We start from the raw sequence: 23,764 nt of genomic DNA, 5'->3' as shown, positions 1-23,764 counted from the left end.
GGGCCTGTCGAGCTACTCTTGCGGTTCCAGCGCGACTGCAGCCCGCGCCCTGTTCTTCTTGCGCGCCTGCAGCACGAACGCCACCAGCTGCCACACCACGAAGATCGCGATCAGCCCCAGCAGCGTGCCGCTGATAGGCCGCGAGACGAAGGTGCCGAAGCCGCCGCGGCTGAGCAGCATCGCGCGGCGGAAGTTCTCCTCGAGCATCGGCCCGAGGATGAAGCCCAGCATGAGCGGCGCGGCGTCGAGCTCCAGCCGCATGAACATGTAGCCCATGAAGCCGAACGCGGCGGTGATGAACACGTCCTGCAGGTTGTTGTTCACGCTGTAGGTGCCGATGCAGCAGAAGAACAGGATCGACGGGAACAGCACGCTGTACGGGATCTTGAACACCGACAGCCAGTAACGCACCAGCGGCACGTTCAGCACCAGCAGGAACACGTTGCCGATCCACATGCTGGCCACCAGGCCCCAGAACAGCTCGGGGTGGCTGGCGATCATGTTCGGGCCCGGCTGGATGCCCTTGATGATGAAGGCCGCCAGCATCAGCGCCATGACCGCGTTCTCGGGAATGCCGATGCTCATGAGCGGAATGAAGCTCGTGCGCGCCGCCGCCTCGTCGGCCGCCGCCTGGCCGGCCACGCCCTCGATGCAGCCGGTGCCGATCTCGTGCTTGTACTTGCTGACCTTCTTGTCCAGCGCGTACGCCGCGAACTGCGCAATGGTCGGGCCGCCGCCGGGCAGGATGCCCAGGATGGAGCCGACCACGCTGCCGCGCAGCGCGCTCGGAATGATCCGCTTGAACTCCGCCCAGGTCGGGATGAGGTTGATCTTGCCGTTGAAAGGCGAGCGCTCCTCGCGCGAGTCGAGGTTCTTCGTGATCTCGGCGATGCCGAAGCAGCCCAGCGCGATGCTCACGATGCCCACGCCGTCGGTCAGGAACGGCATGTCCATCGTGAAGCGCGCCATGCCGCTGTTCACGTCGGTGCCGATGGTGCCCAGCAGCACGCCGATCATGCACATCGCCAGCCCGTTCAGCAGGCTGCCCGTGGTCACGAAGCTCACGCACACGAAGCCCACCAGCATCATCGCGACGTAGTCCGCCGGGCCGAACAGGAAGGCCACCTCGCCCAGCGTCGGCGCCAGGAACGACAGCACCAGGATCGCGACCGTGCCGCCGATGAAGCTGGAGAAGCCCGCCGTGAACAGCGCCAGGCCCGTCTTGCCCTTGAGCGTCATCGCGTAGCCGTCGATGCAGGCCACGATGCTGCTGGCGTGCGGGATCTTCATCGTGATCGCGCTCACGCTGTCGCCGTACTGCGCACCGTAGTAGATGCCGGCCAGCATGATCAGCGCGCCGGTGGTGGGAATCGAGTACGTCAGCGGCAGCAGCAGGCTGATGGTGGCCAGCGGTCCCAGGCCCGGCAGCAGGCCGACCAGCGTGCCCACCGTGCAGCCGATGGCGCAGTACATCAGGTTGTGCAGTGTCAGGGCGTGCGAGAAACCGAACGCCAGGTTGTTCAGGACTTCCGTCATGGTCGTGGCCTCAGAACAGCGGCAGGTTCAGGCCGAGCAGCTTCTGCAGCGCCAGCGCCATGGCGATCAGGCCCGCCGAGATCTTCACGTTGCGCAGCCACGAGTTGGAACTGCCCGCGAAGGCCGAACAGAACACCATGAAGACGATGCCCGCGATCATGTTCACGTACATCGAGATCAGCGCGAACCCGCACAGGCTCGACAGGATGAGTCCGATGTTCTTGAAGTTCAGGTCCAGCGTCACCGGCGCCACCACGAACGACCGGACCACGGTGGCCACGCCGATCAGCAGCAGCAGGCTGCTCACCATCACGGGGAACAGGCCCGGCCCCGCCCGGCTGAAGTCGCCGATGGGATAGCGCAGCGCGGTCAGGCCGAAGCCCAGCGCGATCGCCATGAGGAACAGACCTCTGACAAGGTTTCTATTTTTCATTCATACGCTCACGGAATGTTGTGATTCGAATGCGCCCGCGACCGGCAAAACCGGTGCGGACGTGTCTCCGTCCGGAGGGAAGTTCCGGACGGATCGATGCTCTTTTTGCAAGCTGATCGGAATCTGACGACGCCGCGAGGGGAACTACGTACCGGGCGCGAAGGCGGCGAACGCGCCCGGGTCACAATGCGCGGGGCCTCCTTTCGAAGGATTGCGGAACACCGATGAAGACACCACGCCACGCTCCCCGACACGCGCTCCTGGCGGTCGCCACCACCGCCGCGCTGCTCGCCGCCTGCGCGGCACCGCCGCCGCCGGCGCCCGGCGAATGGTCGCCGCAGCCCCCCAACCCGAACGCGCCCTACCCGGCCGAATCGCGGATGAACGGGGAGCAAGGCATGGTGCTGCTGCGCGTGCGCACCACGCCGGACGGCCTGCCCGCGAGCGTCGAGGTGAAGGAATCGAGCGGCCATGCACGGCTGGACCGCTCGGCCGTCGAGACCGTCCGCAAATGGCGATTCAAGCCGACGCCGGACGATGGGACGGTGGTGTGGCGGGAGGTGCCGATCCGGTTCTTCATCACGTCGCCGCCGCAGCAGCCGACGATGAATTAGGAACGCCCGTCCGGACGCAAGACACGAGATGCCGCACGTGATTCAGATGACGCTCGACGATCGCTCGCTGGACATTTCGGCGCCGGGCCCATGGGCCCGTGCGCTCGATCTGATCCAGTCGACCTCCCGGTTCGAGTTGTGGGTCAGCGTGCCGGACGGCCCTTCGATGTGCATGCTGCGCAACGGCGAGAGCGCCTGGCTCATGTACCTGTGGGAGCCGGGCGACAGCGGCTTCAGGTCGGTGGGCGACACGCACCGGCCGGGCGTGGAAGTCTTCACGCTGGGCAACGGACAGGTCGACGAGTACCCGCGCGCGTGGTGCATCGATCTTGCACAGTGCCTTCAGGCCCTCGTCGATTTCCGCGACCGCGACGGCGCGCGGCCCGAATCGATCACGTGGTGCGAGAGCTAGGCGGCGCGATCTTTCTCGGCCTCAAGCCGCCACCGCCACCCCACCCCGCCGCATCCGGCTCACCCTGAACAGCAGGAACGCCGCGATGCTCACGTTCACCAGGTTCCATCCGATGCCGTTCAAAAAGGCCGCGTGGTAGCTGCCCGTCAGGTCGAACACCTTGCCCGACATCCAGCCGCCCAGCGCCATGCCGAACAGCGTGAACATCAGCACCGTGCCCACGCGCGCGCCGGCTTCCTTGGGCGGGAAGTGCTCGCGCACGATGATCGCGTACGAGGGCACGATGCCGCCCTGGAACAGGCCGAACAGCGCCGAGATCACGTACAGCGGCACCAGCCCGTCGAAGGGCAGGAACAGCAGCAGCGCCACGCACTGCAGCACGCCGCCCAGCATCAGCGTGCGCAGCCCGCCGATGCGGTCGCAGATGGCGCCCGACACCAGCCGGCTCACGATGCCGAAGCCCAGCATCAGCGACAGCATCATCGCGCCCTGCGCCGGGCCGTAGCCCAGGTCGCCGCAGTAGGCCACGATGTGCACCTGCGGCATCGCCATCGCCACGCAGCAGGCCACGCCCGCCACGCACAGCAGACCCTGCGCCGTGCCCATGCTCAGGCCGAAGGGCCGTGTCATGTCGCGCACCAGGGTGCTGCCCGCCACCTGCGACACCGGCGCCACCTCGGCCAGTGCGGGCGGCCGTGCGCGGAAGAACAGCGCCAGCAGCGCCATCGTCACGCCGCAGAAGATGCCCATGCCGATGTAGGTCTGGCGCCAGCCCACCTGCTCGACGAAGTGCTGCGCGATGGGCGGCCACACGGCGCCCGCGAGGTAGTTGCCGCTGGCGCACACCGCCACCGCGATGCCGCGCCGCTTGACGAACCACAGCGAGGTGTCGGCCACCAGCGGCGCAAAGGCCACCGAGCTGCCGAGCAGGCCGACCAGCAGCGCCTGCGCGACGGTGAAGGACACGATGCCTTCCGACAGGCCCGTGGCGATGTAGCCGGCGGCCAGGAAGACCGAGCCCATCAGCAGCGGCTTCATCACGCCGATGCGGTCGGCCAGCTTGCCCATGAGCACGCCGCCGAAACCGAAGCCCAGCATCAGCAGCGTGTAGGGCATGGAGGCATCGGCGCGCGCCACGCCGAACTCGGCCTGCACCGCGGGCAGCATGACCGACACCACGTACATGCCGCTGCTGCCGACCGTCATGACCAGCAGCGTGAGCGCCAGGCGCACCATGGCGTAGCGCGAGTCGGGCTGGTGGACGATGGTTGTCTCTGGGGTCGTCTTCATTCTTCTTGTCTCCACGCGTGCATCGGGTGGCGCACGTCGTGTGGCATTCTCGCGGAAGGCCGCGCCGCCTGCTGCGCGTGCCCTCGAGCACCCGACGCATGCCCATCACCTACAGACAAGCCATTCCCGAAGACACTCCCGCGTGCCTCGACCTGCGCGGCCGCACGCGAGAGAACGCCTTCTCCGTCGCCGAGCTCGAGGCGCTCGGCATCACTCTGGAGAGCTGGCAAGCCGGCATCGCCGACGGCTCCCTGCCCGGCTACGTTGCGCTCGTCGATGGCACGTTGGCCGGCTACTGCTTCGGCGAGCGGGACACCGGCGAGATCGGCGTGCTGGCGCTGCTGCCTGCGTACGAAGGCCAAGGCATCGGCAAGGCGCTGCTCGCGCTGATGGTCGAAGAGTTCAAGGGGCTGGGCTTCCAGCGGCTCTTCCTGGGCTGCTCGCCCGATCCGCGGGTGCGCTCGCATGGCTTCTACCGGCACCTGGGCTGGAAGCCCACGGGGGCCTTCGATGCGGCGGGCGATGAAGTGCTGGCGTACGTCCCGTCCTGAGACGTTCGCCGCGGCCGGTGCGCTGAACGCTCCGGCAGCCTCAACCCACGAACGGCGCAGGTGCCATCACCACCACGACGCTCGACGACAAGAAGGCCTTCGGCATCGGAATGCCGGGCTTGCGCTTGCCGTCGCAGGCCGCGGTCAGCAGGCCGAGACAGAGCAGAAGAACAAAGGCTGTGCTTCGCATGCGGCGCATGCTAAGCCCGCGAAGTGGCGCGTCAAGTCGGACGGCAGCGCCAGCCACCGTCGGTAAAGCGAGCTTTCTGCTTCAGCGCAAAAGGACTTCCGGCCGCTCGCCGGCCTGCAGGCGGCGCTCGATGTCTTCGAGCACGTTCGGCAGGTCGGCCACGCTGTCGATCACATAGTGCGCGCCGGCGGCCTGCAGCTCGGCGGTGGCGCGGGCGCGGCGGGCCTGCTGGCTGTCGGCGTCGAGCGCCTGCCACTCGGCCAGCGTCAGGCCGTTGACGTTGCCGCTGACCGACACGCCGACGGCCCAGGTGCCGGCGTTGAGGCCTTCCTGCAGGCCCACGCCGGTGTCGTCGACCTTGACGACGGTGTGCGGCGGCCACACGCCGAGGTCCGCGAAGCAGCGGTACATCATGAGCGGCGACGGGCGCCCCGCCGCGAGGTCGCCCGCGCACACGAGGTTGTCGGGCTCGTAGCCGCCGGCTGCGGCGAGCGGCGTGACGACGTCCATGATCGGGCGGTTGTAGCCGGTGGTCGAACCGATCTTCAGGCCGCGCTCGCGCGCCGCGTGGACGGCCTCGATCGCGCCCGGAATGAAGTCGGTGTGGTCACGCACGCTGGCCGCGTTCATCGGCGTGAACACCTCGTACAGGCGGTCGACGTCGGCGTCGCTGAAGGCATGGCCGTGCCTGGCTTCCCACTGCGCGGCGATACGCGGCTGCGTGCCCAGGGCCTTGATGTGGTCCCACTTGGCCATGCCCATCGGGGCGCGCGCCTCGTCGATGGTGATGTCGATGCCGAACTGTGCGAACAGCTTCACGAAGGCGCCCATGGGCGCGCAGGAACCGAAGTCGAGGATGGTGCCGGCCCAGTCGAAGACGACGGCCTGCAGCCTGGCATGAGGGTGGGCGTTCATGGCGAGGAAAGAAGAAGAAGAATGAAGAAAGGGGCGGTCGTTCTCACCACGCGTCGAACACGTCGGCGGCAATGCCGAAGCCGGTGCTCGCGCCGCTGCCGCTGGTGACCAGCACCACGCGCGTGGCGTCGTCGGGCGCGTCGATCACGCAAGGTGTGGTCTTCGACGACGGGTACACGCCGGTCCAGCGTTCGGTGACCTGCGCGGTCTCGAGGTCGAGCGTGCTGCGCAGGTGGCGCAGGATGAGCTGGTCGACCGCCTCGATGGCGAAGGGCTCGGGCGCGTCGCCGTAGTGGTGCGAGTCGCCGACCACGAGCGAGCCGTCGGCGCTCTGCACGACGATGAGGTGGATGCCGTGGTCGAGCGATGCGCTTTCTTCCTGCATCAGCCGCGCGCGCAGCGCCGCCGCTTCGGGCAAGCGGCTGTAGCCCTCGTAGCGCACGAGGCTCAGGTCGGTCATGACCGCGCCCGGCAGCCGAAAGCCCGCTTCGGGCTGCACGCGCAGCATCTGCAGGCGGCACAGCGTGAGGTCGTGCGCGGCGATGCGGCCGGCGAACAGGCCGTGCAGCTCGGTGTTGGTGCAGACCACCACGCGCTCGCCGCGCAGGGTGCCGCGCGAGGTGCGCACGCGCGGGGTTTCGACCTCGTGCACGGTCTCGCCGAAGCGGAACACGACGCCGTGCGCCTCGGCCAGCCAGCGCGCGAGCAGGCCGACGGCGGTGCGCGATTCGACGCGCAACTCGTGCGGGCTGAACAGCACCGAGCGCGCCTGCGCGAGGTTGAGGCCCGGCGCCCTCGCCTGGGCATCGGTGGCGTCGATGAGTGCGCAAGCCTCGGCCATCGGCGTGCGCAGGAAGGCTTCGAGCACGGCATGCGCCTCGGGGCGGTAGGCCGCGAGCCAGAGGTGGCGGTGCACGATGTCGATGCAGGCCTGCGGCGCGATGGCTTGCCACACGTCGCGTGAATGCATGGCGCGGCGCCACATGTCGCCCGGCGCCTGGCCGGTGACGGTGATGAAGCCGAAGTTGCGGATCGATGCGCCCAGGCACGCGGCATCGCGCTCGACCACGCACACGCGCAGGCCGCGCTGCGCGGCGGTGTAGGCATGGGCCAGGCCGACGATGCCGGCGCCGACCACGATCACGTCGAAGCTGTCGACGGACATGCTGGGGTTCATCAACGTTGTCTCCAGGCTTGCGTGCGCTTCAGCGCCCAGTGCCCGGCCAGCGCGAACAGGCCGCGGCCGACGGCGGCCGTGAGCATGATGAGCGAGGCCATGGCGGCGGCGGGTGCCACGTCGCCGGCGTCGTCCATGTTGAGCACGGCGATGGCGGCCAGCGTGGTCTGCGGCGAATAGAGGAACACGACGGCCGACACGGTGGTCATCGCGTTGACGAAGAAGTAGCCGGCCACGTTGAGCACGGTGGGCAGCGCCACCGGCAGGTGCACGCGCCACAGCGTGCGCCAGAACGGCACGCCCATCGACTCGGACACCAGCTCGTACTCGCGGTCGAGCTGGCGCAGCGCGGTGAGCGAGGTGAGGTGCGCCACCGAGAAGAAGTGCGCCACGGTGCAGATCACGAGGATCGCCATGCCGCCGTACAGCCCGTGCAGCGGGTTCGCCGCCGAGTTGAAGAAGAAGATGTAGCCCACGCCGAGCACGAGCCCCGGCACCGCGAGCGGCAGGTTGGCCAGCAGGTTCAGCAGCTCGCGCATCAGGCCGAAGTGGCGCGGCTTCTCCACGAAGTAGGCCGACACGAAGGTGGCGAGCGCGCCCGCCACGGCCGCACACAGCGCCAGGCGCAGCGAGTTGCCGTAGCTGCCCCAGCCGCCGCCGTCCATGTTGCTGAAGTCGTAGTTCTTCAGCGAGGGCGTGAGCTTGTAGGGCCAGTAGCTGGCGAGCGAGGCGAACACGGCCATGCCGATCATCACGACGATGGCGATGGCGGTGAGCGTGCAGAACACGAGCAGTGCGCGGTCGCGCGATTTCACCGGCTCGGGCTGGTAGGGCGTGGCGCGCGCCGACAGCGCCGCGGCCTGCTTGCGGCGCACGCGCCGCTCGACGAGGAACGACAGCACGGCCGGAATCAGCAGCACGAGGCCGACCACCGCGCCCATCTGGAAGTTCTGCTGGCCGACCACCTGCTTGTAGATGTCGGTCGCGAGCACGCCGGTCTGGCCGCCCACGACCTTGGGCACGCCGAAGTCGGTGATGACGAGCACGAACACGACCATCGCAGCCACGATGAGGCCGTAGCGCGACGAGGGCAGCGTGACGGTGCGGAAGATGCGCCAGCGCGAAGCGCCCAGCGTCTGCGCGGCTTCGTACAAACGCCCGTCGGACGTGGCCATGGCGGTGGTGAGGATCAGCAACGCATGCGGCAGCGTCCAGAACACCGAGCCGAGCACGATGCCCAGCGGGCCGTAGATCGACAGGTCGCCCAGCAGCCCCTTGAACAGGCCCTGGTTGCCGAACAGGTAGATCAGGCTGATGGCCGGCAGCAGCGAGGGCGCGAGCAGCGGCATGAGCGCCACGGCACGCAGCAGGCCCTTGGCGGGCATGCACGAGAGCGTGAGGCCGTAGGCGTACACATAGGCGATGGCGGTGCACAGCACGGCGCTGATCACCGCGAGCAGCACGCTGTTGAAGGCCGACTGCACGAGCGCGGGGCTCTCGAGGTAGCGCGCGAAGTTGGTCAGGCCGACGAAGTTGCCTGCGCGGTCGTAGAAGCTCTGGCCGACGAGCGCGCCTACGGGGAGCGCGACGATCACGACGAGCAGCAGCACGACGAGCAGCACGGCGGCGCCGGTGAGCCAGCGTTCGCGGTCGAAGTGCATCGTGCGCGGTATTGCGATCGGGGCGAGGGCTTCGGAGGGAGTGCTCATGTTGTTCTTCTTGTTTCGTTGTTCGGGGCGCGTGCACAGGACACCGGGTACTCCCCTCCGCGAATGTCCCCCGGGCTTCGCCCTCCTCCTTGATTTCGCTGCGGGGAGCACCCAGTGCCCTGCGCACCAGGGCACGCTCTGCATTCGCAGCCGATCAACGACCGCTGCTGACAACGCTCACGTCGATGGGGTGCCTTGCCCAGCGAAATCAAGGAGGAGCCCGAAGGGCGGGGGACATTCGCGGAGCAAGGTACCCCGTCGGCGGGAGCGCGCCCTGAAGGACTGCGCTCCCAACGACAAGGCACCGACAAGCCCGATGTCATTTCATTGCGCCAGGACCGACAGCGCGTTCAAGGGAAGCTGGATGTGCACCATGCTGCTGGGCACCAGCGGCTCTTCGCCGCCGCTGCGTGCATCGGCGGGCAGTTCGGCCTCGATCTCGATGCCCAGCGGCTCGCAGGCCAGGCGGGCCGAGGTGCGGTTGCCGAAGAACTCGGTGTCGAGCAGGCGCGCGGCGAAGCTGTTGGTGCCGAGTTCGGAACCGAAGCGCTTCACCACCACATGCTCGGGGCGGATGCCCACGGTGGCCTGCGAACCCACGCTGAGGCTGCCGGGCGCGCAGAACAGTTCGCTGTCGCGCACGCGCACCTTGCCGTCGGCCAGCACGGTGGCGGGCAGCATGTTCATGCGGCCCACGAAACCCGCCACGAAGCGGGTGCGTGGCTTGCGGTACAGCTCGTCGGGCGTGCCGGCCTGCTCGATGCGGCCGTTGTGCATCAGCACCACGCGGTCGGCCATCGAGAGGGCTTCTTCCTGGTCGTGCGTGACCATGATGGTGACGATGCCCAGGCGCTTTTGCAGCGCGCGGATTTCGCTGCGCAGCGTGGCGCGCACCTGCGCGTCGAGCGCGGAGAGCGGCTCGTCGAGCAGCAGCAGGCGCGGGTTGGGCGCCAGGGCGCGCGCCAGCGCGATGCGCTGCTGCTGGCCGCCCGAGAGTTGCACGGGGTACTTGTCGGCATGCGCGGTGAGGCCGACAAGATCGAGCATCTCGCGCGAGCGCTTGGCCATCTCGCGCGCCAAGGCGCCCGTGGGGTGCAGGCCGTAGGCGATGTTCTGCGCCGCCGTGAGGTTGGGGAACAGCGCGTACGACTGGAACACCACGCCGAAGCCGCGCGCCGCGGGCGGCAGGCCCGCGATGTCCTGGCCGCCGAGCAAAATTTGCCCGCTGTCGGCGCGCTCGATGCCGCACACGATGCGCAGCAGCGTGGTCTTGCCGCAGCCCGAAGGACCGAGCAGGCAGACGAACTCGCCGGGCTCGATGTCCAGGTCGATGCCGTCGAGCACGCGCGTGGCGCCAAAGGACTTGCCGATGCCGCGAAGGGAAAGAAAGCTGGTCATGTGCGGCTGCCCGGAACCCGGATCACATCGGCTTTTTCTCGGCCTTGGCGTCGTAGCGCTTCGACCATTCCGTCAGGATGCGGTCGCGGTTCGCGGCAGCCCAGTTGAAGTCGTTCTTGGCCAGCAGCTTCTCGACGTCGCCCGGCACGAACTCCAGCTTTTCCTGGATGCCCGGCAGTGCGAGCACGGCGAAGTTCTTCGCGTACAGCTCGTTGGCCTGCTTCGTCACGGCCCAGTCGGCCAGCGCCTTGGCGGCGTCCTGCTTCTTGCTGGTCTTCATGATGCCGGTGGCTTCCATGTCCCAGCCCAGGCCTTCCTTGGGCAGCACGATGTCGATGGGCGCGCCGTCGCGCTTGGTCTTGTTGGCGCGGTATTCGAACGACATGCCGAGCGCGAACTCGCCGGCGCCGGCCTGGCGGCAGGGCTTGCTGCCCGACAGGCTGTACACGCCGATGTTCTGGTGCAGCGCGTCCATGTACTTCCAGGCCTTGTCCTCGCCCATCATCTGGATCCAGCCCGACACCATGAGGTAGCCGGTGCCCGATGCCGCGGGGTTGGGCATGGTGATCTGGCCCTTGTAGACCGGGTTGGTCAGGTCGGCCCAGCTCGTGGGCTTGGGCAGGTTCTTCTTCGTGGCTTCGGCGGTGTTGAAGCAGATGGCCGACGACCACACGTCCATGCCGACCCACTTGGGCGGGTTGGCGGTGTCGCGCATGGTGGGCTTGATGGCGTCCAGGCCCTTGGGGGCGTAGGGCTGGAGCATGCCTTCCTTGTCCAGCAGCATCAGCGAGGTGGCGGCCAGGCCCCACACCACGTCGGCCTGCGGGTTGGCCTTTTCGGCCAGCAGCTTGGCGGTCACGATGCCGGTGGAGTCGCGCACGAACTTCAGTTCGATGGCCGGGTTCTCCTTTTCGAAGGCGGCCTTGTAGGCCTGCACCTGGTCGGCTTCGAGCGCGGTGTAGACCAGCAGCTCGGTGCGGCCTTGGGCCGAGGCGGCGAAAGCCAGCGAGAACAAGGCGGCGGGCACGGCGGCCCACATCAGACGACGATGCAGCATGGGAGATTCCCTCGAGGTAAGAACAGGCGGTGTACGCAAAAAGAAAACACGGCCGGGGCCGTGAACGCAGCGATGCTCGCAGCGCTATGTGACAAAGGTTTGTCACACGGCCGTACCCGCGCTGCGGCGTTTGCACTTTCGTCACACGGCTGTCATCGAGCGGCGCGAGCCTGTACAGGCTGTCGCACCCGTTCTTTTGCAATCTCATGACACTCGACCTCGCCGAGATCGCTCGCCTGTTCGCCGAACGCGGCGCGCTGGCGTACGCGGGCGAGCCGGTGTCGCAGCTCGAACACGCGTTGCAATGCGCCTGGCTGGCCGAACAGGCCGGCGCCGGCGACACGCTCGTGACGGCTGCATTGCTGCACGACCTGGGGCACCTGCTGATCGCCGAGCACCAGACGCTGTCGCTCTCGCCCACCGAACTGGGCATTGACGACCGCCTCCAGTACATCGCGCTGCCGCTGCTGCGCGGCGCCTTCGACGTGGCGGTGCGCGAACCGATCCGCCTGCATGTGGACGCCAAGCGCTACCTGTGCGCGACGCGCCCGGGCTACGTGTCGATGCTCTCGCCCGATTCGGTGCGCAGCCTGGCGCTGCAGGGCGGCGTGATGGACGACGAGGCGGCGCAGCGCTTTGCGGGCCTGCCGTGGTCGGGCGACGCGGTGCGGCTGCGGCTGTGGGACGAGGCCGCCAAGGCCGAGGGGCTGCGAACGCCGCCGCTGGCGCATTTCCTGGCGACGGCGGCGCGCGTGATGCTGCGCTGAGGGCTGGCGGGGCGGCGGGAGCCGCCTTCAGCCCCGCTTAAGACGCACTTGTCTACGATGGGCGCCTCACGAGGTCCGGCGCATCGGCGCCTGCGAGGAAATCCGCATGTCATCTGCTCCATCCCCCACTGTCGCGGCGCGTGTCAGCACGTTCGTCCAGGTCGTGCGCCGCGTGCTGCGGCTCGCGGCGCCCTACTTCAACTCGGACGAGGAGAAATGGCGGGCGCGCCTGATGTTCGCTGGCATCGTGGCGCTGAACCTGGCGTACGTGTACGCGCTGGTGCTCTTCAATCAGTGGTACGGCCGTTTCTACGATGCGCTGCAGAACAAGGACGCGGTGGTCTTCTGGCGCGAAATCCGCGTGTTCGCCGTGCTGGCCTTCTTCAACATCGCGATCCAGGTGGCGAAGTTCTACGTGACGCAGATGCTCCAGTTGCGCTGGCGCGCCTGGATGACCCGGAACTACCTCGACCGCTGGATGGCCGACCGGACCTTCTATCACCTGGAGCTGGCGCGCTACGCGCAGGCCGACGGCGTCACGCCCGACAACCCCGACCAGCGCATCCAGGAGGACATGCAGATGTTCACCAATGCCACGATGGTGCTGTCGATGGATTTGCTGAACGCGGTGGTCACGCTGCTGAGCTTCATCGGCATCCTGTGGGGCCTGTCGGGCACCTTCGACCTGTCGCTGGGCGGCAGCACCTACCAGGTCGCCGGCTCGATGGTGTGGCTGGCGCTGGTCTACTGCGTGGTCGGCACGGTCATCACGCATTTCATCGGCCGGCCGCTGATCGGCCTGAACTTCCGCCAGCAGCGCTTCGAGGCCGACTTCCGCCACCACCTGGTGCGCGTGCGCGAGTACAGCGAAGCGATCGCACTCGACCACGGCGAAACAGTGGAGCGTGGCCAGCTCGACACGCGCTTCGGCGCGGTGCTGCGCAACTACCTGCAGCTGATCAAGAAGCGGAAGAACCTGGTCACCTTCACCGCGATGTTCGGTCAGGCCTCGCTGATCTTCCCGTTCCTCGTGTCAGCGCCGCGCTTCTTCAGCGGCGCCATCCAGCTGGGTGCCCTCATGCAGATTTCCTCGGCCTTCGACAAGGTGCAGGAATCGCTGAGCTGGTTCGTCGAAAACTACGACAAGGTGGCCGTCTGGCGCGCCACCACCGACCGCCTGATCAGCTTCGACGACGCGATGCGCGCCCACGCCGCGCGCGAAGACGGCCTGCAACGCGAAGAAGGCGCCGCCGCGCTGGGCACCAGCGACCTCACGCTCGCGCTGCCCAACGGCACGCAGCTGCTGGCCGGCGCCGCGCTGGCGGTGCGCCCCGGCGACAGCGTGCTGCTGCAAGGCCCGTCGGGCAGTGGCAAGTCGACGCTGTTCCGCACCTTCGCGGGCATCTGGCCGTTCGCGAGCGGCAAGGTGCAGGCCCCGGCCGACGCGGTCTTCATGCCGCAGCGCCCCTACCTGCCCGACGGCAAGCTGCGCGAGGCGCTGACCTACCCGCACCCGGCCGCCGGCTTCAGCGACGACCAGCTGCGCCAGGCCCTGGCCGATGCGCTGTTGCCCGACCTGGTGAACCGGCTCGACGACAGCGACGCCTGGAGCCAGAAGCTCTCGGGCGGCGAGCAGCAGCGGCTGGCCATCGCGCGGGTGCTGCTGAAGAAACCGGCGTGGCTCTTCGCCGACGAAGTGACCAGCGCGCTCGATGCACCGGCCGAAGCCGTGCTCTACCAGCGGCTGGCCGACACGGTGCGCGCGGGCGGCGGCGCGATGGTGTCGATCGCGCACCGCCCGGCGGTGGGCGATTTCCACGGCCAGCGGTGGACGCTGGTGCCGCAGGACGAAAGTGCAGCCGGCGGCGCGCGCTACCGGCTCGATACCTCTGCGGCTGCTCAGCCCGCAGCGGCGGCGGCGTAGCGCTCCCAGCCCTTCTTGCGCAGATCGCAGGCCGGGCATTCGCCGCAGCCGTAGCCCCAGGCCTGGCGGTGTTCGCGGTCGCCGAGGTAGCAGGTGTGGGTTTCTTCCACGATCAGGTCGACCAGCGGCTGGCCGCCCAGCCGGTGGGCCAGCGCCCAGGTCTCGGCCTTGTCGATCCACATGAGCGGCGTCTCGATCACGAGGCGGCGCTCCAGCCCGAGCGACAGCGCCAGCTGCATGGCCTTCATGGTGTCGTCGCGGCAGTCGGGGTAGCCCGAGAAGTCGGTTTCGCAGACACCGGTCACGATCACCTGCAGCCCGCGCCGGTAGGCCAGCGCGCCCGCGAGCGTGAGGAACAGCAGGTTGCGCCCCGGCACGAAGGTGTTGGGCAGGCCGTCGGCCTGCATGGCGAAGGCGACTTCCTCGGTGAGCGACGAGCCGCCGAGCTGCGCCAGCGCGGCCAGCGTGAGCACGTGGTCTTCGCCCAGGCGCGGCGCCCATTCGGGAAAGCGCTCGCGGATCTTGGCGAGCACGGTGCCGCGCACGTCGAGTTCGACGCGGTGGCGCTGGCCGTAGTCGAAGCCCAGGGTTTCGACCCGCTGGTACTTGGACAGGGCCTCGGCCAGGCAGGTGGCCGAGTCCTGGCCGCCGGAGAAGAGAACGAGGGCGGTGGTGTGCAGGGGCATGTCCGTCAACGGCGGGGCCGTTGTAGTGCAAATGCGCGATTTTCGCAGCCGATCGATGCTGCGGGCCGCCCTGTTCTGCGCTGCTTCTAGAGAAAGCGCTCCAGCAGCTTGCGCGATGCGCGGTCCAGCGCCTTCGCGTCGGGGATGCGGAACTGCACGCCATGCGCGCTCGCGATCAGCAGCGCGCCGCCTTCGAGCCGGCGGATGTCTTCCTCGGCCTTGAGCACGAAGCTGGTGTCGCCGCGGTCGGTGCTCACGGTCCAGGTGCTGGGCACGCCGAAGCTGGACACGCCGTGCAGCTTCAGCAAGGTGGGCGCGAAGTCGCGCACGGCGAGTTCTTCGGTGAGCAACGCCTGGGTGGGCGCGGGCAGCTGGTCGACGCGGTCGACCCACACGAGTTCGCGGCCTTCGCTGCCGACGAGCGACACGCCCTCGTTGGGCGCGCTCAGCGGAAAGGCGCGCACGGGCGTCACGCCCACGTGGTGCTCGCCCTGCGCGTCGGTCAGCACGAGGCGGCCGAAGGTGTCGCGTGCGAGTTCGAAGCTGATGTTGTTGGTATTGGTGCTGCTCATCACACGTCCCCTGCCGGATGGGCGGCGTGGCTCACGGCCAGCGGCGCCTGGGCGTTGGCGCGCTCATCGGCGGCGCCTTCGCTCACGTCGTCTTCATCGCCCTGGCGCAGCTGCGCCTGGTAGAGGCGCCAGTAGGCGCCCTGCTTGGCCATGAGCGCGTCGTGCGGCCCGACCTCGACCACCTCGCCGCGGTCCATGACCACGAGGCGGTCGGCCTTGCGCAGCGTGGACAAACGGTGGGCGATGGCGATGGTGGTGCGGCCCTGCACGAGGTTGTCGAGCGCCTTCTGGATTTCCTTTTCGGTCTCGGTATCCACCGCCGAAGTGGCCTCGTCGAGGATCAGGATGCGCGGGTCGATGAGCAGTGCGCGCGCGATGCTGATGCGCTGGCGCTCGCCGCCCGACAGGCCCTGGCCGCGCTCGCCCACCAGCGAGTCGTAGCCGTGCGGCAGGCGCAGGATGAAGTCGTGCGCGTGGGCCGCGCGGGCCGCCGCGACGACTTCTTCGCGCGTGGCGTCGGGCTTGCCGTAGGCGATGTTCTGCGCGATGGTGCCGAAGAACAGGAACGGCTCCTGCAGCACCAGGCCGACGTGGCGCCGGTAGTCGGCCACGGCGAAGCGGCGGATGTCGGTGCCGTCGACCTTGATGGCGCCGTCGGTCACGTCGTAGAAGCGGCAGATCAGGTTGACCAGCGTGCTCTTGCCCGAGCCGCTGTGGCCCACGAGGCCGATCATTTCGCCGGGCTCGATGGTCAGGTCGAGGTCGTGGATCACGGCGCGCGAGCCGTAGCGGAAACCGAGGCCGCTCATCTCGATGCGGCCCTGCACGCGCTCCACCTTCACCGGGTTGGCGGGCTCGGGCACGTTGCTCACGTGGTCGAGGATGTCGAAGATGCGCTTGGCGCCGGCGGCGGCCTTCTGCGTGACCGAGACGATGCGGCTCATCGAATCGAGCCGCGTGTAGAAGCGGCCGATGTAGGCGATGAAGGCGGTGAGCACACCCACCGTGATGCTGCCGCGCGCCACCTGCCAGATGCCGAAGGCCCAGACCACGAGCAGGCCGATTTCGGTCAGCAGCGACACGGTCGGCGTGAACAGCGACCAGGTGCGGTTGAGCTTGTCGTTGACCTGCAGGTTGTAGGCGTTGGCGACGCGGAAGCGCTCGGCTTCGCGGCGCTCCTGCGCAAAGGCCTTCACCACGCGGATGCCGGGGATGGTGTCGGCCAGCACGTTGGTCACTTCGGACCAGACGCGGTCGATCTTCTCGAAGCCGGTGCGCAGGCGGTCGCGCACGACGTGGATCATCCAGGCGATGAAGGGCAGCGGCACCAGCGTGACCACGGCCAGCAGCGGGTTGATCGAAATGAGGATGGCCGCCGTCATGACGATCATCAGCACGTCATTGGCGAAATCGAGCGCGTGCAGCGACAGGAAGACGTTGATGCGGTCGGTTTCGGAGCCGATGCGCGCCATGAGGTCGCCGGTGCGCTTGCCGCCGAAGTAGTCCAGCGGCAGGGTCAGCAGGTGTTCGTAGGTGGTGGTGCGCAGGTCGGCGCCGATGCGTTCCGAGACCAGCGCCAGCAGGTAGGTGCGCGCCCAGCCCAGCCCCCAGCCGACCAGCGCCGCGATCAGCAGCCCGCCCAGGTAGAGGCCGACCCGGCCGGAATCGATCTTCTGCCCGTTCTGGAACGGGATCAAGATGTCGTCCATCAGCGGGATGGTCAGGTACGGCGGCACCAGCGTGGCGGCGGTGGAGATCAGGGTCAGGACAAACCCGAGGATCAGCTGCTTGCGGTACGGCCCGGCAAAGCGGCCCAGGCGCAGCAGCACCCAGGTCGAGGGCGGGGTCTGCAGCTCGGTGTCGGTGCCGTCCACGTCGAGAAGTTCGGGCACCTCTTCTGTCGCCTTCGCGACAGCGGGCGCGGCGCGCTGGCCGAACAGCTTGAGCAGCTTGAGCGCCGCCGGCTGGCCGGCCAGGGTGTAGCGCCAGCGGGCGAGCTGTCCGGCGGGGCCGATGAGGTCGAGGGTTCCGACGCCTGCATGGTCGGAAAGACGCATTTCCAAGGCCTGATCGGTGAGTGGCCACTCACGCCACTCGCCGCCGGGTTCCAGGGCGATGAGCCGCTGATCGGTCAGGGCGACGAGGCCCGTGGCGAAGCGAAGTTGGTCGTCGAGGTCAACCGCAAGTGTTACCGAAACGTTTTCAGCGCCTGCGAGTCGGCTTTTCAGCACGCCTGAGACCGCCTCCGTTTCGCCCGCCTGGGCGCCGACTGGATCGTGATGTTGCATTGTGTTTATTTGACTCTTGCCCGTCGCGGGCCGCTGGGACCGCGTCATGGCGTCCTTGGTCGGGCGCCGATTCTGACCGATCGCCATGGGTGCGCTTGAAGGCGCCGTGGTGCTCGGCCAAAGCACATCGAACGTTTGCATGACCCGTTTCGACGACATCCAATTGCTGCGCATCAACTATTTGCGCGGTCCCAACCTCTGGACCTACCGTCCGGTGCTCGAAGTCTGGCTCGACCTGGGCCAACTGGAAGACTTCCCCTCCAACAAGATCGACGGTTTCACCGACCGGCTGACCACCCTGCTGCCGGCGCTCATCGAGCACCACTGCGGCGTGGGCGAGCGTGGCGGGTTCATCCAGCGGCTCACCGAAGGCACCTGGTCGGGCCACGTGCTGGAGCACGTCGTGATCGAACTGCTGAACCTGGCCGGCATGCCGACCGGCTTCGGCCAGACCCGCAGCACCTCGGAGCACGGCGTGTACCGCATGGTGTTCCGCGCGCGTGACGAGCAGGTCGCCCGCGTGGCGCTCACCGAAGGCCACCGCCTGCTGATGGCGGCCATCAACAACGACCCGTTCACCGCGGCCGACGTGCAGACCGCCGTCGAGGCCGTCAAGGCCAAGGTCGAAGACTGCTACCTCGGCCCGAGCACCGCGGCCATCGTGTCCGCCGCCACCGACCGCGGCATTCCGCACATGCGCCTGAACAGCGGCAACCTGGTGCAGCTGGGCTACGGCGCCAACCAGCAGCGCATCTGGACCGCCGAGACCGACTACACCAGCGCCATCGGCGAATCGATCGCCAGCGACAAGGAACTCACCAAGTCGCTGCTCGCCAGCTGCGGCGTGCCCGTGCCGCACGGCCAGGTGGTCGAGTCGCCCGAAGAAGCCTGGGAAGCCGCCGAGGACATCGGCCTGCCCGTGGTCGTGAAGCCGTCGGACGCCAACCACGGCCGCGGCGTGTCGCTCGAGCTGACCACGCGCGAGGAAGTCATGGCCGCCTTCGCGGTCGCCGAGCCCGAAGGCAGCGACGTGATGGTCGAGCGCTTCATCCGCGGCCACGAACACCGCCTGCTGGTGGTAGGCGGCGAGGTGGTGGCAGCCGCGCGCGGCGAGATCATCACCGTGACCGGAGACGGCACGAACACCGTGGCCGGGCTGATCGACAAGCAGCTCAACAGCGACCCGCGCCGCGGCGCCGAAGAAGAATTCCCGCTCGACGTGATCGTGCTGGCCACCGACGCCAAGCTGCAGCTGGAGCTCAAGCGCCAGGAACTGGACGGCAACTCGGTGCCCGCCGCCGGGCGCGTGGTCACGATCCAGCGCAACGGCAACATGGCCTACGACTGCACCGACCTCGTGCACCCCGAGGTGGCGCACGCCGCCGTGCTCGCCGCCCGCGTGGTCGGCCTGGACATCGCGGGCATCGACATGGTCGCGCAAGATATTTCCAAGCCGCTGGGCCCGCAGGGCGGCGCGATCGTCGAGGTGAACGCCGGCCCCGGCCTGCTGATGCACCTGAAGCCGGCCATCGGCTCGCCGCGCCCCGTGGGCCGCGCCATCTGCGACCACCTGTTCCCGAACGACGCACCGGGCCGCATCCCCGTGGTCGGCGTGGCCGGTTCGCGCGACACCGCCGTGCTCGCACGGCTGGTGGCATGGCTCATCAACCTCGGCGGGCGCCACACCGGCCTGGCCTGCCGCGACGGCCTGTTCCTGGAACGCCGCCGCGTCGACGCACGCGACAGCGCCAACTGGGACGCCGGCCACCGCCTGCTCGTGAACCGCGCCGTCGAGGCCGTGGTGATCGAGAACGGCGCGGAGACCATCCTGCGCGACGGCCTGGCCTACGACCGCTGCGAAGTCGGCATCGTGACCGACCTCGAAGGCTGCGAAGCCCTGGCCGACTACGACATTACCGAGAGCGACCAGATGGTCAAGGTTCTGCGCACCCAGGTCGACGTGGTGCTGGGCGAAGGCACGGCCGTGCTCAACGCCGACGAGCCGCGCATCGCCGCGCTGGCGCCGCTGTGCGATGGCGCCGTCATCCTCTATGCGGCCGACCCGCAGGCCGCCGCGCTCGCCGCGCACCAGGCCGAAGGCGGCAAGGCCGTGCTGGTGCGCCAGGACCGCGTGGTCCTGGCCAACGGCACGAGCGAATCGTTCCTGCCCGGCCTGGGCCGCCTGACCATCTGGCGCGCGACCCACGTCGGCGTGAGCCTCGAAAGCCTGCTGGCCGCCGTGGCCGCCGCCTGGGCAATGGGCATTCCGCTCAACCTGATCGGCGCCGGTGTCGAAGCCTTCGAAGCCGACCTGCAGGCGGCCCTGGCCTCGCTGCAGCTGTCGCAGGCCTCGCCCCTTTCGCCCCAACTACAACTGGCATGACACGATGCGCCGCCCCGCCACCCGCGGGGCCGGCGCCCTGGTCACACCGCAAGATCACCGCAACCGCGCGCCCCGTGCCGTAGCCCCATGAAAGTCACCCGCATCCGCGCCCTGCGCGGCCCCAATCTCTGGAGCCGCCACACCACCATCGAGGCCGTCGTGGCCTGCGAAGGCGACGAGAACGCCGTCGGCAAGCTCGACGGGTTCGAAGCCCGCCTGCGCGCCCGCTTCCCGACCATCGGCGAGCTGCACCCGATGGTGCTCGGCCAGCCGCTGGCGCTGGCCCACGTGCTCGAGAACGCCGCCGTGGCGCTGCAGGCCCAGGCCGGCTGCGCCGTCAACTTCGGCAACACCGCGCCCACGACCGAAGAAGGCGTCTACCAGGTCACCGTGCAGTACACCGAGGAAGACGTGGGCCGCCGCGCCCTCGCGCTGGCCGAAGAGCTGATCCAGGCCGCGCTGGCCGACACCGCCTTCGACGCCGACGCCGCCATCACCGAGCTGCGCGACCTCGACGAATCGGAGCGCCTGGGCCCGAGCACCGGCTCCATCGTCGACGCCGCCGTGGCGCGCGGCATTCCGTACCGCCGCCTCACCAGCGGCAGCCTGGTGCAGTTCGGCTGGGGCTCCAAGCAGCGCCGCATCCAGGCCGCCGAGATCGACAGCACCAGCGGCGTGGCCGAATCGATCGCGCAGGACAAGGAACTCACCAAGCAGCTGCTCAACGCCGCCGGCGTGCCGGTGCCGCTGGGCCGCCCCGTGAGCAGCGCCGACGACGGCTGGGCCGCCGCCGAAGAAATCGGCCTGCCGGTCGTGGTCAAGCCGCAGGACGGCAACCAGGGCAAGGGCGTGACGGTGAACATCACCACGCGCGAGCAGCTGAATTCGGCCTACGACTCGGCCGCCGTGTACGGCGAGGTGATGGTCGAGAAATTCTTGCCCGGCTTCGACTTCCGCCTGCTGGTGGTGGGCGACCGCCTCGTGGCCGCCGCGCGCCGCGACCCGCCGCAGGTCATCGGCGACGGCAGCTCCACCGTGCGCCAGCTGGTCGACACCGTGAACCTCGACCCGCGCCGCGGCGAAGGCCACGCCACCTCGCTCACCAAGATCCGCCTGGACGACATCGCCATCGGCCGGCTCGAGTCGCAGGGCCTCACGCCCGAGAGCGTGCCCGAGCTGGGCCAGCGCGTGGTGCTGCGCAACAACGCCAACCTCTCGACCGGCGGCACCGCCACCGACGTCACCGACACCGTGCACCCCGAAGTGGCCGCGCGCGCGGTCGATGCGGCACAGATGGTCGGCCTGCACATCTGCGGCGTCGACATGGTCTGCGAGAACGTGCTGCGCCCGCTCGAAGAGCAGCACGGCGGCGTGGTCGAAGTGAACGCCGCGCCCGGCCTGCGCATGCACATCTCGCCCTCGTTCGGCCGCGGCCGCGCGGTCGGCGAAGCGGTGATGGACACGCTCTTCGCCCCCGGCGACGACGGCCGCATTCCCGTGGTGGCCGTCACCGGCACCAACGGCAAGACCACCACCGCGCGCCTGATCAACCACATCATTGCCTCCAGCGGCCTGCGCACCGGCATGACGAACACCGACGGCGTGTACGTCAACGGCCGCCAGACCGACAGCGGCGACTGCAGCGGCCCCAAGAGCGCGCGCAACGTGCTGATGCACCCCGACGTCGACGCGGCCGTGTTCGAAGTGGCCCGCGGCGGCGTGCTGCGCGAAGGCCTGGGCTTCGACCGCTGCGAGGTGGCCGTGGTCACCAACATCGGCAGCGGCGACCACCTGGGCCTGAACTACATCACCACGGTCGAAGACCTCGCGGTGCTCAAGCGCGTGATCGTGCGCAACGTGGCCCCCGACGGCTACGCGGTGCTCAACGCGGCCGACGTGAACGTCGCCGCCATGGCGGCCGGCTGCCCCGGCAACGTGATCTTCTTCACCGCCGACCGCATGCACCCGGTGATGGCCACGCACCGCGCGCAGGGCAAGCGCACCGTGTACGTCGACCAGGACACGCTGGTGGCCGCCGAAGGCTCGTGGCGCGAACGCATCGCGCTGCGCGACGTGCCGATCACGCGCGGCGGCACCATCGGCTTCCAGGTCGACAACGTGATGGCCTCGGTGGCCGCCGCGTGGGCCGTCGGCCTCGACTGGGACACCATCCGCAGCGGCCTGTCGAGCTTCATGAACGACGCGGCCGGCGTGCCCGGGCGCTTCAACGTCATGGACTACCGCGGCGCCACCGTGATCGCCGACTACGGCCACAACACCGACGCCATGAAGGCGCTGGTGTCGGCCGTGGACACCATGCCCGCCAACAAGCGCTCGGTGGTCATCAGCGGTGCGGGCGACCGGCGCGATTCGGACATCCGCGACCAGACCGCGATCCTCGGCCAGGCCTTCGACGACGTGATCCTGTACCAGGACGCGGCGCAGCGCGGCCGGGCCGACGGCGAAGTCATGGCGCTGCTGCGCCAGGGCCTGCAGGGCGCGTCGCGCACGCGCCAGATCGACGAGATCCGCGGCGAGTTCGTCGCCATCGACACGGCGCTGGCGCGGTTGCAGCCGGGCGACCTGTCGCTCATCCTCGTCGACCAGGTCGAAGAGGCGCTGGCCCACCTCGCGCAGCGCATCGCGCAGGGCTGATCCGCCCGCCCCGCAGCGCAGGAGGCCCGCCCTCCTGGCGCTGACGGACGTGTCCCACACGCAGGGGCGCGTCCGGCCCGCTCCACGGCGTGCGGCTTGTCCCACAGCCCCGCGCCACCGGCCGGCCCACACTGGGTCACCGGTCGCGCCCTGCGTTCTTTTGTTTTCTGTTTTCTGTTCGCACGGCGCGCCCCTTCAGGAGCCCCGATGACGACCCACACCTTCCGTTCCACGCTTTCAACCGCTGCCCTCGTGGCCGTCGGTGGCTTCTTCATGGCCGGCGCGCCGCTGGCCTCGGCCCAGGCGCCCGGCAGCGACGCGCGGATGCAAAAGGAACGCGCCACCTGTGACGGCGTGCAACAGGACCGCGCGGCCTGCCTGCGCGAAGCCGGCGCCGCGCGCCAGGAAGCCGGTCGCCACGGCCTGACCACCCCCGGTGCGGAACGCGAAGACGCCAACGCCCTCGCACGCTGCCGCGAACAACCCGTGGCCGACCGCGCCGATTGCGAAGCGCGCATCCGCGGCGGTGCGCGCACTTCCACCGAAGGCAGCGTGATGGGCGGCGGCGTGATCCGCGAAACCGTCACCCCGCTGCCGCCGCAGCCCGTGCAGCCGGCGCGCTGATCGCGCGAGGCCGGCCTTCACCCCGATACGCCAGACAAGGAGCACACCATGCCAAACAATGCGCGTTCGATGATCTTTGCCCTGCTCGCACTCAGCGGGCTGGCCACCACCACCATCGCCACGGCCGCCCGTGGCGACGGCGGCGGCAGCACCTACCAGCAGGAGATTGCGGTCTGCGGCCACAACCAGCAGGACCGTGCCGCCTGCATCCGCGAAGCCGGCGCCGCGCGCCAGGCCGCGGCGCGCGGCGGCCTCACCTCCGCGCCCGACTACCGCGCCAACGCCGTGGCCCGCTGCGGCCTGCAGCCGCCGGCCGAGCGTGCCGACTGCGAAGCCCGCGTGCTGGGCAGCGCGGGCAACATCCGCAGCAATGTCGATGGCAGCGTGATGGGCGGCGGCGTGATCCGCGAATCGGTCTCGACCCGCGTGGTGAACATACCGGCCGCAACATTGCCGCCGCCGATGGCCGCCCCGATGCCGGCCCCGATGCCTGCGGAACCGATGCCCATGCCCATGCCGCGCCCCGTGCCGGTGCAGTGACCCGGTGCGCATCGCCCGGAATGCGCCTCGGTGATAACACCGA

At 69.0% G+C, this 23,764-nt stretch carries 21 protein-coding genes; 9 read left to right on the top strand and 12 right to left on the bottom strand.

Features of this window, described 5'->3' with window-relative positions; genetic code table 11:
• Positions 1-12: 12 nt before the first annotated feature.
• A complete protein-coding gene (locus tag AC3WQR_RS13330) occupies positions 13-1,536 on the bottom strand; it encodes a tripartite tricarboxylate transporter permease (protein ID WP_492742348.1) in 1,524 nt (507 codons plus the stop codon).
• Positions 1,537-1,546: 10 nt separating this feature from the next.
• A complete protein-coding gene (locus tag AC3WQR_RS13325; RefSeq protein WP_363135737.1) occupies positions 1,547-1,969 on the bottom strand; it encodes a tripartite tricarboxylate transporter TctB family protein in 423 nt (140 codons plus the stop codon).
• Positions 1,970-2,193: 224 nt separating this feature from the next.
• On the opposite strand from AC3WQR_RS13325, the gene AC3WQR_RS13320 reads away from it, so the two are divergent.
• Together AC3WQR_RS13320 and AC3WQR_RS13315 are read left to right on the top strand one after the other, a co-directional pair.
• Positions 2,194-2,583, top strand: coding sequence for an energy transducer TonB (locus AC3WQR_RS13320; RefSeq protein ID WP_492742347.1), 390 nt, complete (start codon positions 2,194-2,196; stop codon positions 2,581-2,583).
• Between the two features lie 28 nt (positions 2,584-2,611).
• A complete protein-coding gene (locus AC3WQR_RS13315) occupies positions 2,612-2,995 on the top strand; it encodes an Imm1 family immunity protein (RefSeq protein WP_492742346.1) in 384 nt (127 codons plus the stop codon).
• Between the two features lie 21 nt (positions 2,996-3,016).
• Here the strand turns inward: AC3WQR_RS13315 and AC3WQR_RS13310 are convergent, their stop codons facing one another.
• The gene (locus AC3WQR_RS13310; RefSeq protein WP_492742345.1) at positions 3,017-4,285 is read right to left on the bottom strand and encodes an MFS transporter; all 1,269 of its coding nucleotides are present in this window, start codon (positions 4,283-4,285) and stop codon (positions 3,017-3,019) included.
• Between the two features lie 98 nt (positions 4,286-4,383).
• Here AC3WQR_RS13310 and AC3WQR_RS13305 point away from each other — a divergent pair, with 98 nt between their 5' ends.
• Positions 4,384-4,836: a GNAT family N-acetyltransferase gene (locus AC3WQR_RS13305; protein ID WP_492742344.1), complete on the top strand. Its 453-nt coding sequence runs from the start codon at positions 4,384-4,386 to the stop codon at positions 4,834-4,836.
• 40 nt (positions 4,837-4,876) lie between these two features.
• Here the strand turns inward: AC3WQR_RS13305 and AC3WQR_RS13300 are convergent, their stop codons facing one another.
• The 6 genes from AC3WQR_RS13300 to AC3WQR_RS13275 all read right to left on the bottom strand — a co-directional run bounded on the left by AC3WQR_RS13300 (position 4,877) and on the right by AC3WQR_RS13275 (position 11,282).
• Positions 4,877-5,026 (bottom strand): hypothetical protein, encoded by a 150-nt coding sequence (locus AC3WQR_RS13300; RefSeq protein WP_167394971.1) that lies wholly within the window; start codon positions 5,024-5,026, stop codon positions 4,877-4,879.
• An 81-nt stretch (positions 5,027-5,107) separates the two neighbouring features.
• Positions 5,108-5,941 carry a phosphonoacetaldehyde hydrolase gene (phnX, locus tag AC3WQR_RS13295; protein WP_492742343.1) on the bottom strand — a complete coding sequence of 278 codons (834 nt, stop codon included), beginning with the start codon at positions 5,939-5,941 and terminating at the stop codon, positions 5,108-5,110.
• Between the two features lie 43 nt (positions 5,942-5,984).
• Complete coding sequence (locus AC3WQR_RS13290; RefSeq protein WP_492742342.1) at positions 5,985-7,118, bottom strand: TIGR03364 family FAD-dependent oxidoreductase; 1,134 nt, start codon at positions 7,116-7,118, stop codon at positions 5,985-5,987.
• Positions 7,118-8,827, bottom strand: coding sequence for a putative 2-aminoethylphosphonate ABC transporter permease subunit (locus AC3WQR_RS13285; RefSeq protein ID WP_492742341.1), 1,710 nt, complete (start codon positions 8,825-8,827; stop codon positions 7,118-7,120). Before AC3WQR_RS13285 ends, AC3WQR_RS13290 begins: the two co-directional genes overlap by 1 nt.
• A 324-nt stretch (positions 8,828-9,151) precedes the next feature.
• A complete protein-coding gene (locus AC3WQR_RS13280; RefSeq protein ID WP_070060031.1) occupies positions 9,152-10,225 on the bottom strand; it encodes an ABC transporter ATP-binding protein in 1,074 nt (357 codons plus the stop codon).
• 22 nt (positions 10,226-10,247) lie between these two features.
• A complete protein-coding gene (locus tag AC3WQR_RS13275; protein WP_095948258.1) occupies positions 10,248-11,282 on the bottom strand; it encodes a putative 2-aminoethylphosphonate ABC transporter substrate-binding protein in 1,035 nt (344 codons plus the stop codon).
• A gap of 206 nt (positions 11,283-11,488) precedes the next feature.
• Between AC3WQR_RS13275 and AC3WQR_RS13270 the strand changes: the two genes are divergently transcribed.
• Positions 11,489-12,049 carry a phosphonate degradation HD-domain oxygenase gene (locus AC3WQR_RS13270; RefSeq protein ID WP_492742340.1) on the top strand — a complete coding sequence of 187 codons (561 nt, stop codon included), beginning with the start codon at positions 11,489-11,491 and terminating at the stop codon, positions 12,047-12,049.
• Positions 12,050-12,155: 106 nt separating this feature from the next.
• Entirely contained in the window at positions 12,156-13,973 is a 1,818-nt protein-coding gene (locus AC3WQR_RS13265; RefSeq protein ID WP_492742339.1) for an ABC transporter ATP-binding protein/permease, read from the top strand.
• On the opposite strand, the gene queC is transcribed toward AC3WQR_RS13265, so the two are convergent.
• From queC to AC3WQR_RS13250, 3 genes are all read right to left on the bottom strand, one after another.
• Positions 13,949-14,659: a 7-cyano-7-deazaguanine synthase QueC gene (gene queC, locus AC3WQR_RS13260; RefSeq protein ID WP_492742338.1), complete on the bottom strand. Its 711-nt coding sequence runs from the start codon at positions 14,657-14,659 to the stop codon at positions 13,949-13,951. The genes AC3WQR_RS13265 and queC overlap by 25 nt on opposite strands.
• An 86-nt stretch (positions 14,660-14,745) precedes the next feature.
• Positions 14,746-15,231 (bottom strand): cyanophycin metabolism-associated DUF1854 family protein, encoded by a 486-nt coding sequence (locus tag AC3WQR_RS13255; RefSeq protein ID WP_492742337.1) that lies wholly within the window; start codon positions 15,229-15,231, stop codon positions 14,746-14,748.
• On the bottom strand, positions 15,231-17,519 hold the full coding sequence (locus AC3WQR_RS13250; RefSeq protein ID WP_492686239.1) for a cyanophycin metabolism-associated ABC transporter: 2,289 nt from the start codon (positions 17,517-17,519) through the stop codon (positions 15,231-15,233). Before AC3WQR_RS13250 ends, AC3WQR_RS13255 begins: the two co-directional genes overlap by 1 nt.
• A 139-nt stretch (positions 17,520-17,658) precedes the next feature.
• Here AC3WQR_RS13250 and AC3WQR_RS13245 point away from each other — a divergent pair, with 139 nt between their 5' ends.
• From AC3WQR_RS13245 to AC3WQR_RS13230, 4 genes are all read left to right on the top strand, one after another.
• On the top strand, positions 17,659-19,902 hold the full coding sequence (locus AC3WQR_RS13245; RefSeq protein WP_235944232.1) for a cyanophycin synthetase: 2,244 nt from the start codon (positions 17,659-17,661) through the stop codon (positions 19,900-19,902).
• A gap of 87 nt (positions 19,903-19,989) precedes the next feature.
• Positions 19,990-22,557: a cyanophycin synthetase gene (gene cphA / locus AC3WQR_RS13240; protein ID WP_492742336.1), complete on the top strand. Its 2,568-nt coding sequence runs from the start codon at positions 19,990-19,992 to the stop codon at positions 22,555-22,557.
• 207 nt (positions 22,558-22,764) lie between these two features.
• Positions 22,765-23,181 (top strand): hypothetical protein, encoded by a 417-nt coding sequence (locus AC3WQR_RS13235; RefSeq protein ID WP_307695526.1) that lies wholly within the window; start codon positions 22,765-22,767, stop codon positions 23,179-23,181.
• A gap of 48 nt (positions 23,182-23,229) precedes the next feature.
• Positions 23,230-23,721 carry a hypothetical protein gene (locus AC3WQR_RS13230; protein ID WP_095747442.1) on the top strand — a complete coding sequence of 164 codons (492 nt, stop codon included), beginning with the start codon at positions 23,230-23,232 and terminating at the stop codon, positions 23,719-23,721.
• The last annotated feature ends 43 nt before the right edge of the window (positions 23,722-23,764 follow it).

The organism is Variovorax sp. FW305-3-2-15-B-LB1 (assembly GCF_058787635.1).
This window is presented reverse-complemented; position numbering and strand designations above follow the sequence as displayed.

Bases quoted from the DNA above. Each gene is read 5' to 3' on its own strand.
- AC3WQR_RS13250 (WP_492686239.1), bottom strand. From the start codon at position 17,519: ATGCAACATCACGATCCAGTCGGCGCCCAGGCGGGCGAAACGGAGGCG.
- phnX (WP_492742343.1), bottom strand. From the start codon at position 5,941: ATGAACGCCCACCCTCATGCCAGGCTGCAGGCCGTCGTCTTCGACTGG.
- AC3WQR_RS13320 (WP_492742347.1), top strand. From the start codon at position 2,194: ATGAAGACACCACGCCACGCTCCCCGACACGCGCTCCTGGCGGTCGCC.
- AC3WQR_RS13310 (WP_492742345.1), bottom strand. From the start codon at position 4,285: ATGAAGACGACCCCAGAGACAACCATCGTCCACCAGCCCGACTCGCGC.
- queC (WP_492742338.1), bottom strand. From the start codon at position 14,659: ATGCCCCTGCACACCACCGCCCTCGTTCTCTTCTCCGGCGGCCAGGAC.
- AC3WQR_RS13255 (WP_492742337.1), bottom strand. From the start codon at position 15,231: ATGAGCAGCACCAATACCAACAACATCAGCTTCGAACTCGCACGCGAC.
- AC3WQR_RS13330 (WP_492742348.1), bottom strand. From the start codon at position 1,536: ATGACGGAAGTCCTGAACAACCTGGCGTTCGGTTTCTCGCACGCCCTG.
- AC3WQR_RS13280 (WP_070060031.1), bottom strand. From the start codon at position 10,225: ATGACCAGCTTTCTTTCCCTTCGCGGCATCGGCAAGTCCTTTGGCGCC.
- AC3WQR_RS13275 (WP_095948258.1), bottom strand. From the start codon at position 11,282: ATGCTGCATCGTCGTCTGATGTGGGCCGCCGTGCCCGCCGCCTTGTTC.
- AC3WQR_RS13230 (WP_095747442.1), top strand. From the start codon at position 23,230: ATGCCAAACAATGCGCGTTCGATGATCTTTGCCCTGCTCGCACTCAGC.
- AC3WQR_RS13285 (WP_492742341.1), bottom strand. From the start codon at position 8,827: ATGAGCACTCCCTCCGAAGCCCTCGCCCCGATCGCAATACCGCGCACG.
- AC3WQR_RS13300 (WP_167394971.1), bottom strand. From the start codon at position 5,026: ATGCGAAGCACAGCCTTTGTTCTTCTGCTCTGTCTCGGCCTGCTGACC.
- AC3WQR_RS13315 (WP_492742346.1), top strand. From the start codon at position 2,612: ATGCCGCACGTGATTCAGATGACGCTCGACGATCGCTCGCTGGACATT.
- AC3WQR_RS13270 (WP_492742340.1), top strand. From the start codon at position 11,489: ATGACACTCGACCTCGCCGAGATCGCTCGCCTGTTCGCCGAACGCGGC.
- AC3WQR_RS13325 (WP_363135737.1), bottom strand. From the start codon at position 1,969: ATGAAAAATAGAAACCTTGTCAGAGGTCTGTTCCTCATGGCGATCGCG.
- AC3WQR_RS13245 (WP_235944232.1), top strand. From the start codon at position 17,659: ATGACCCGTTTCGACGACATCCAATTGCTGCGCATCAACTATTTGCGC.
- AC3WQR_RS13305 (WP_492742344.1), top strand. From the start codon at position 4,384: ATGCCCATCACCTACAGACAAGCCATTCCCGAAGACACTCCCGCGTGC.
- cphA (WP_492742336.1), top strand. From the start codon at position 19,990: ATGAAAGTCACCCGCATCCGCGCCCTGCGCGGCCCCAATCTCTGGAGC.
- AC3WQR_RS13235 (WP_307695526.1), top strand. From the start codon at position 22,765: ATGACGACCCACACCTTCCGTTCCACGCTTTCAACCGCTGCCCTCGTG.
- AC3WQR_RS13290 (WP_492742342.1), bottom strand. From the start codon at position 7,118: ATGAACCCCAGCATGTCCGTCGACAGCTTCGACGTGATCGTGGTCGGC.
- AC3WQR_RS13265 (WP_492742339.1), top strand. From the start codon at position 12,156: ATGTCATCTGCTCCATCCCCCACTGTCGCGGCGCGTGTCAGCACGTTC.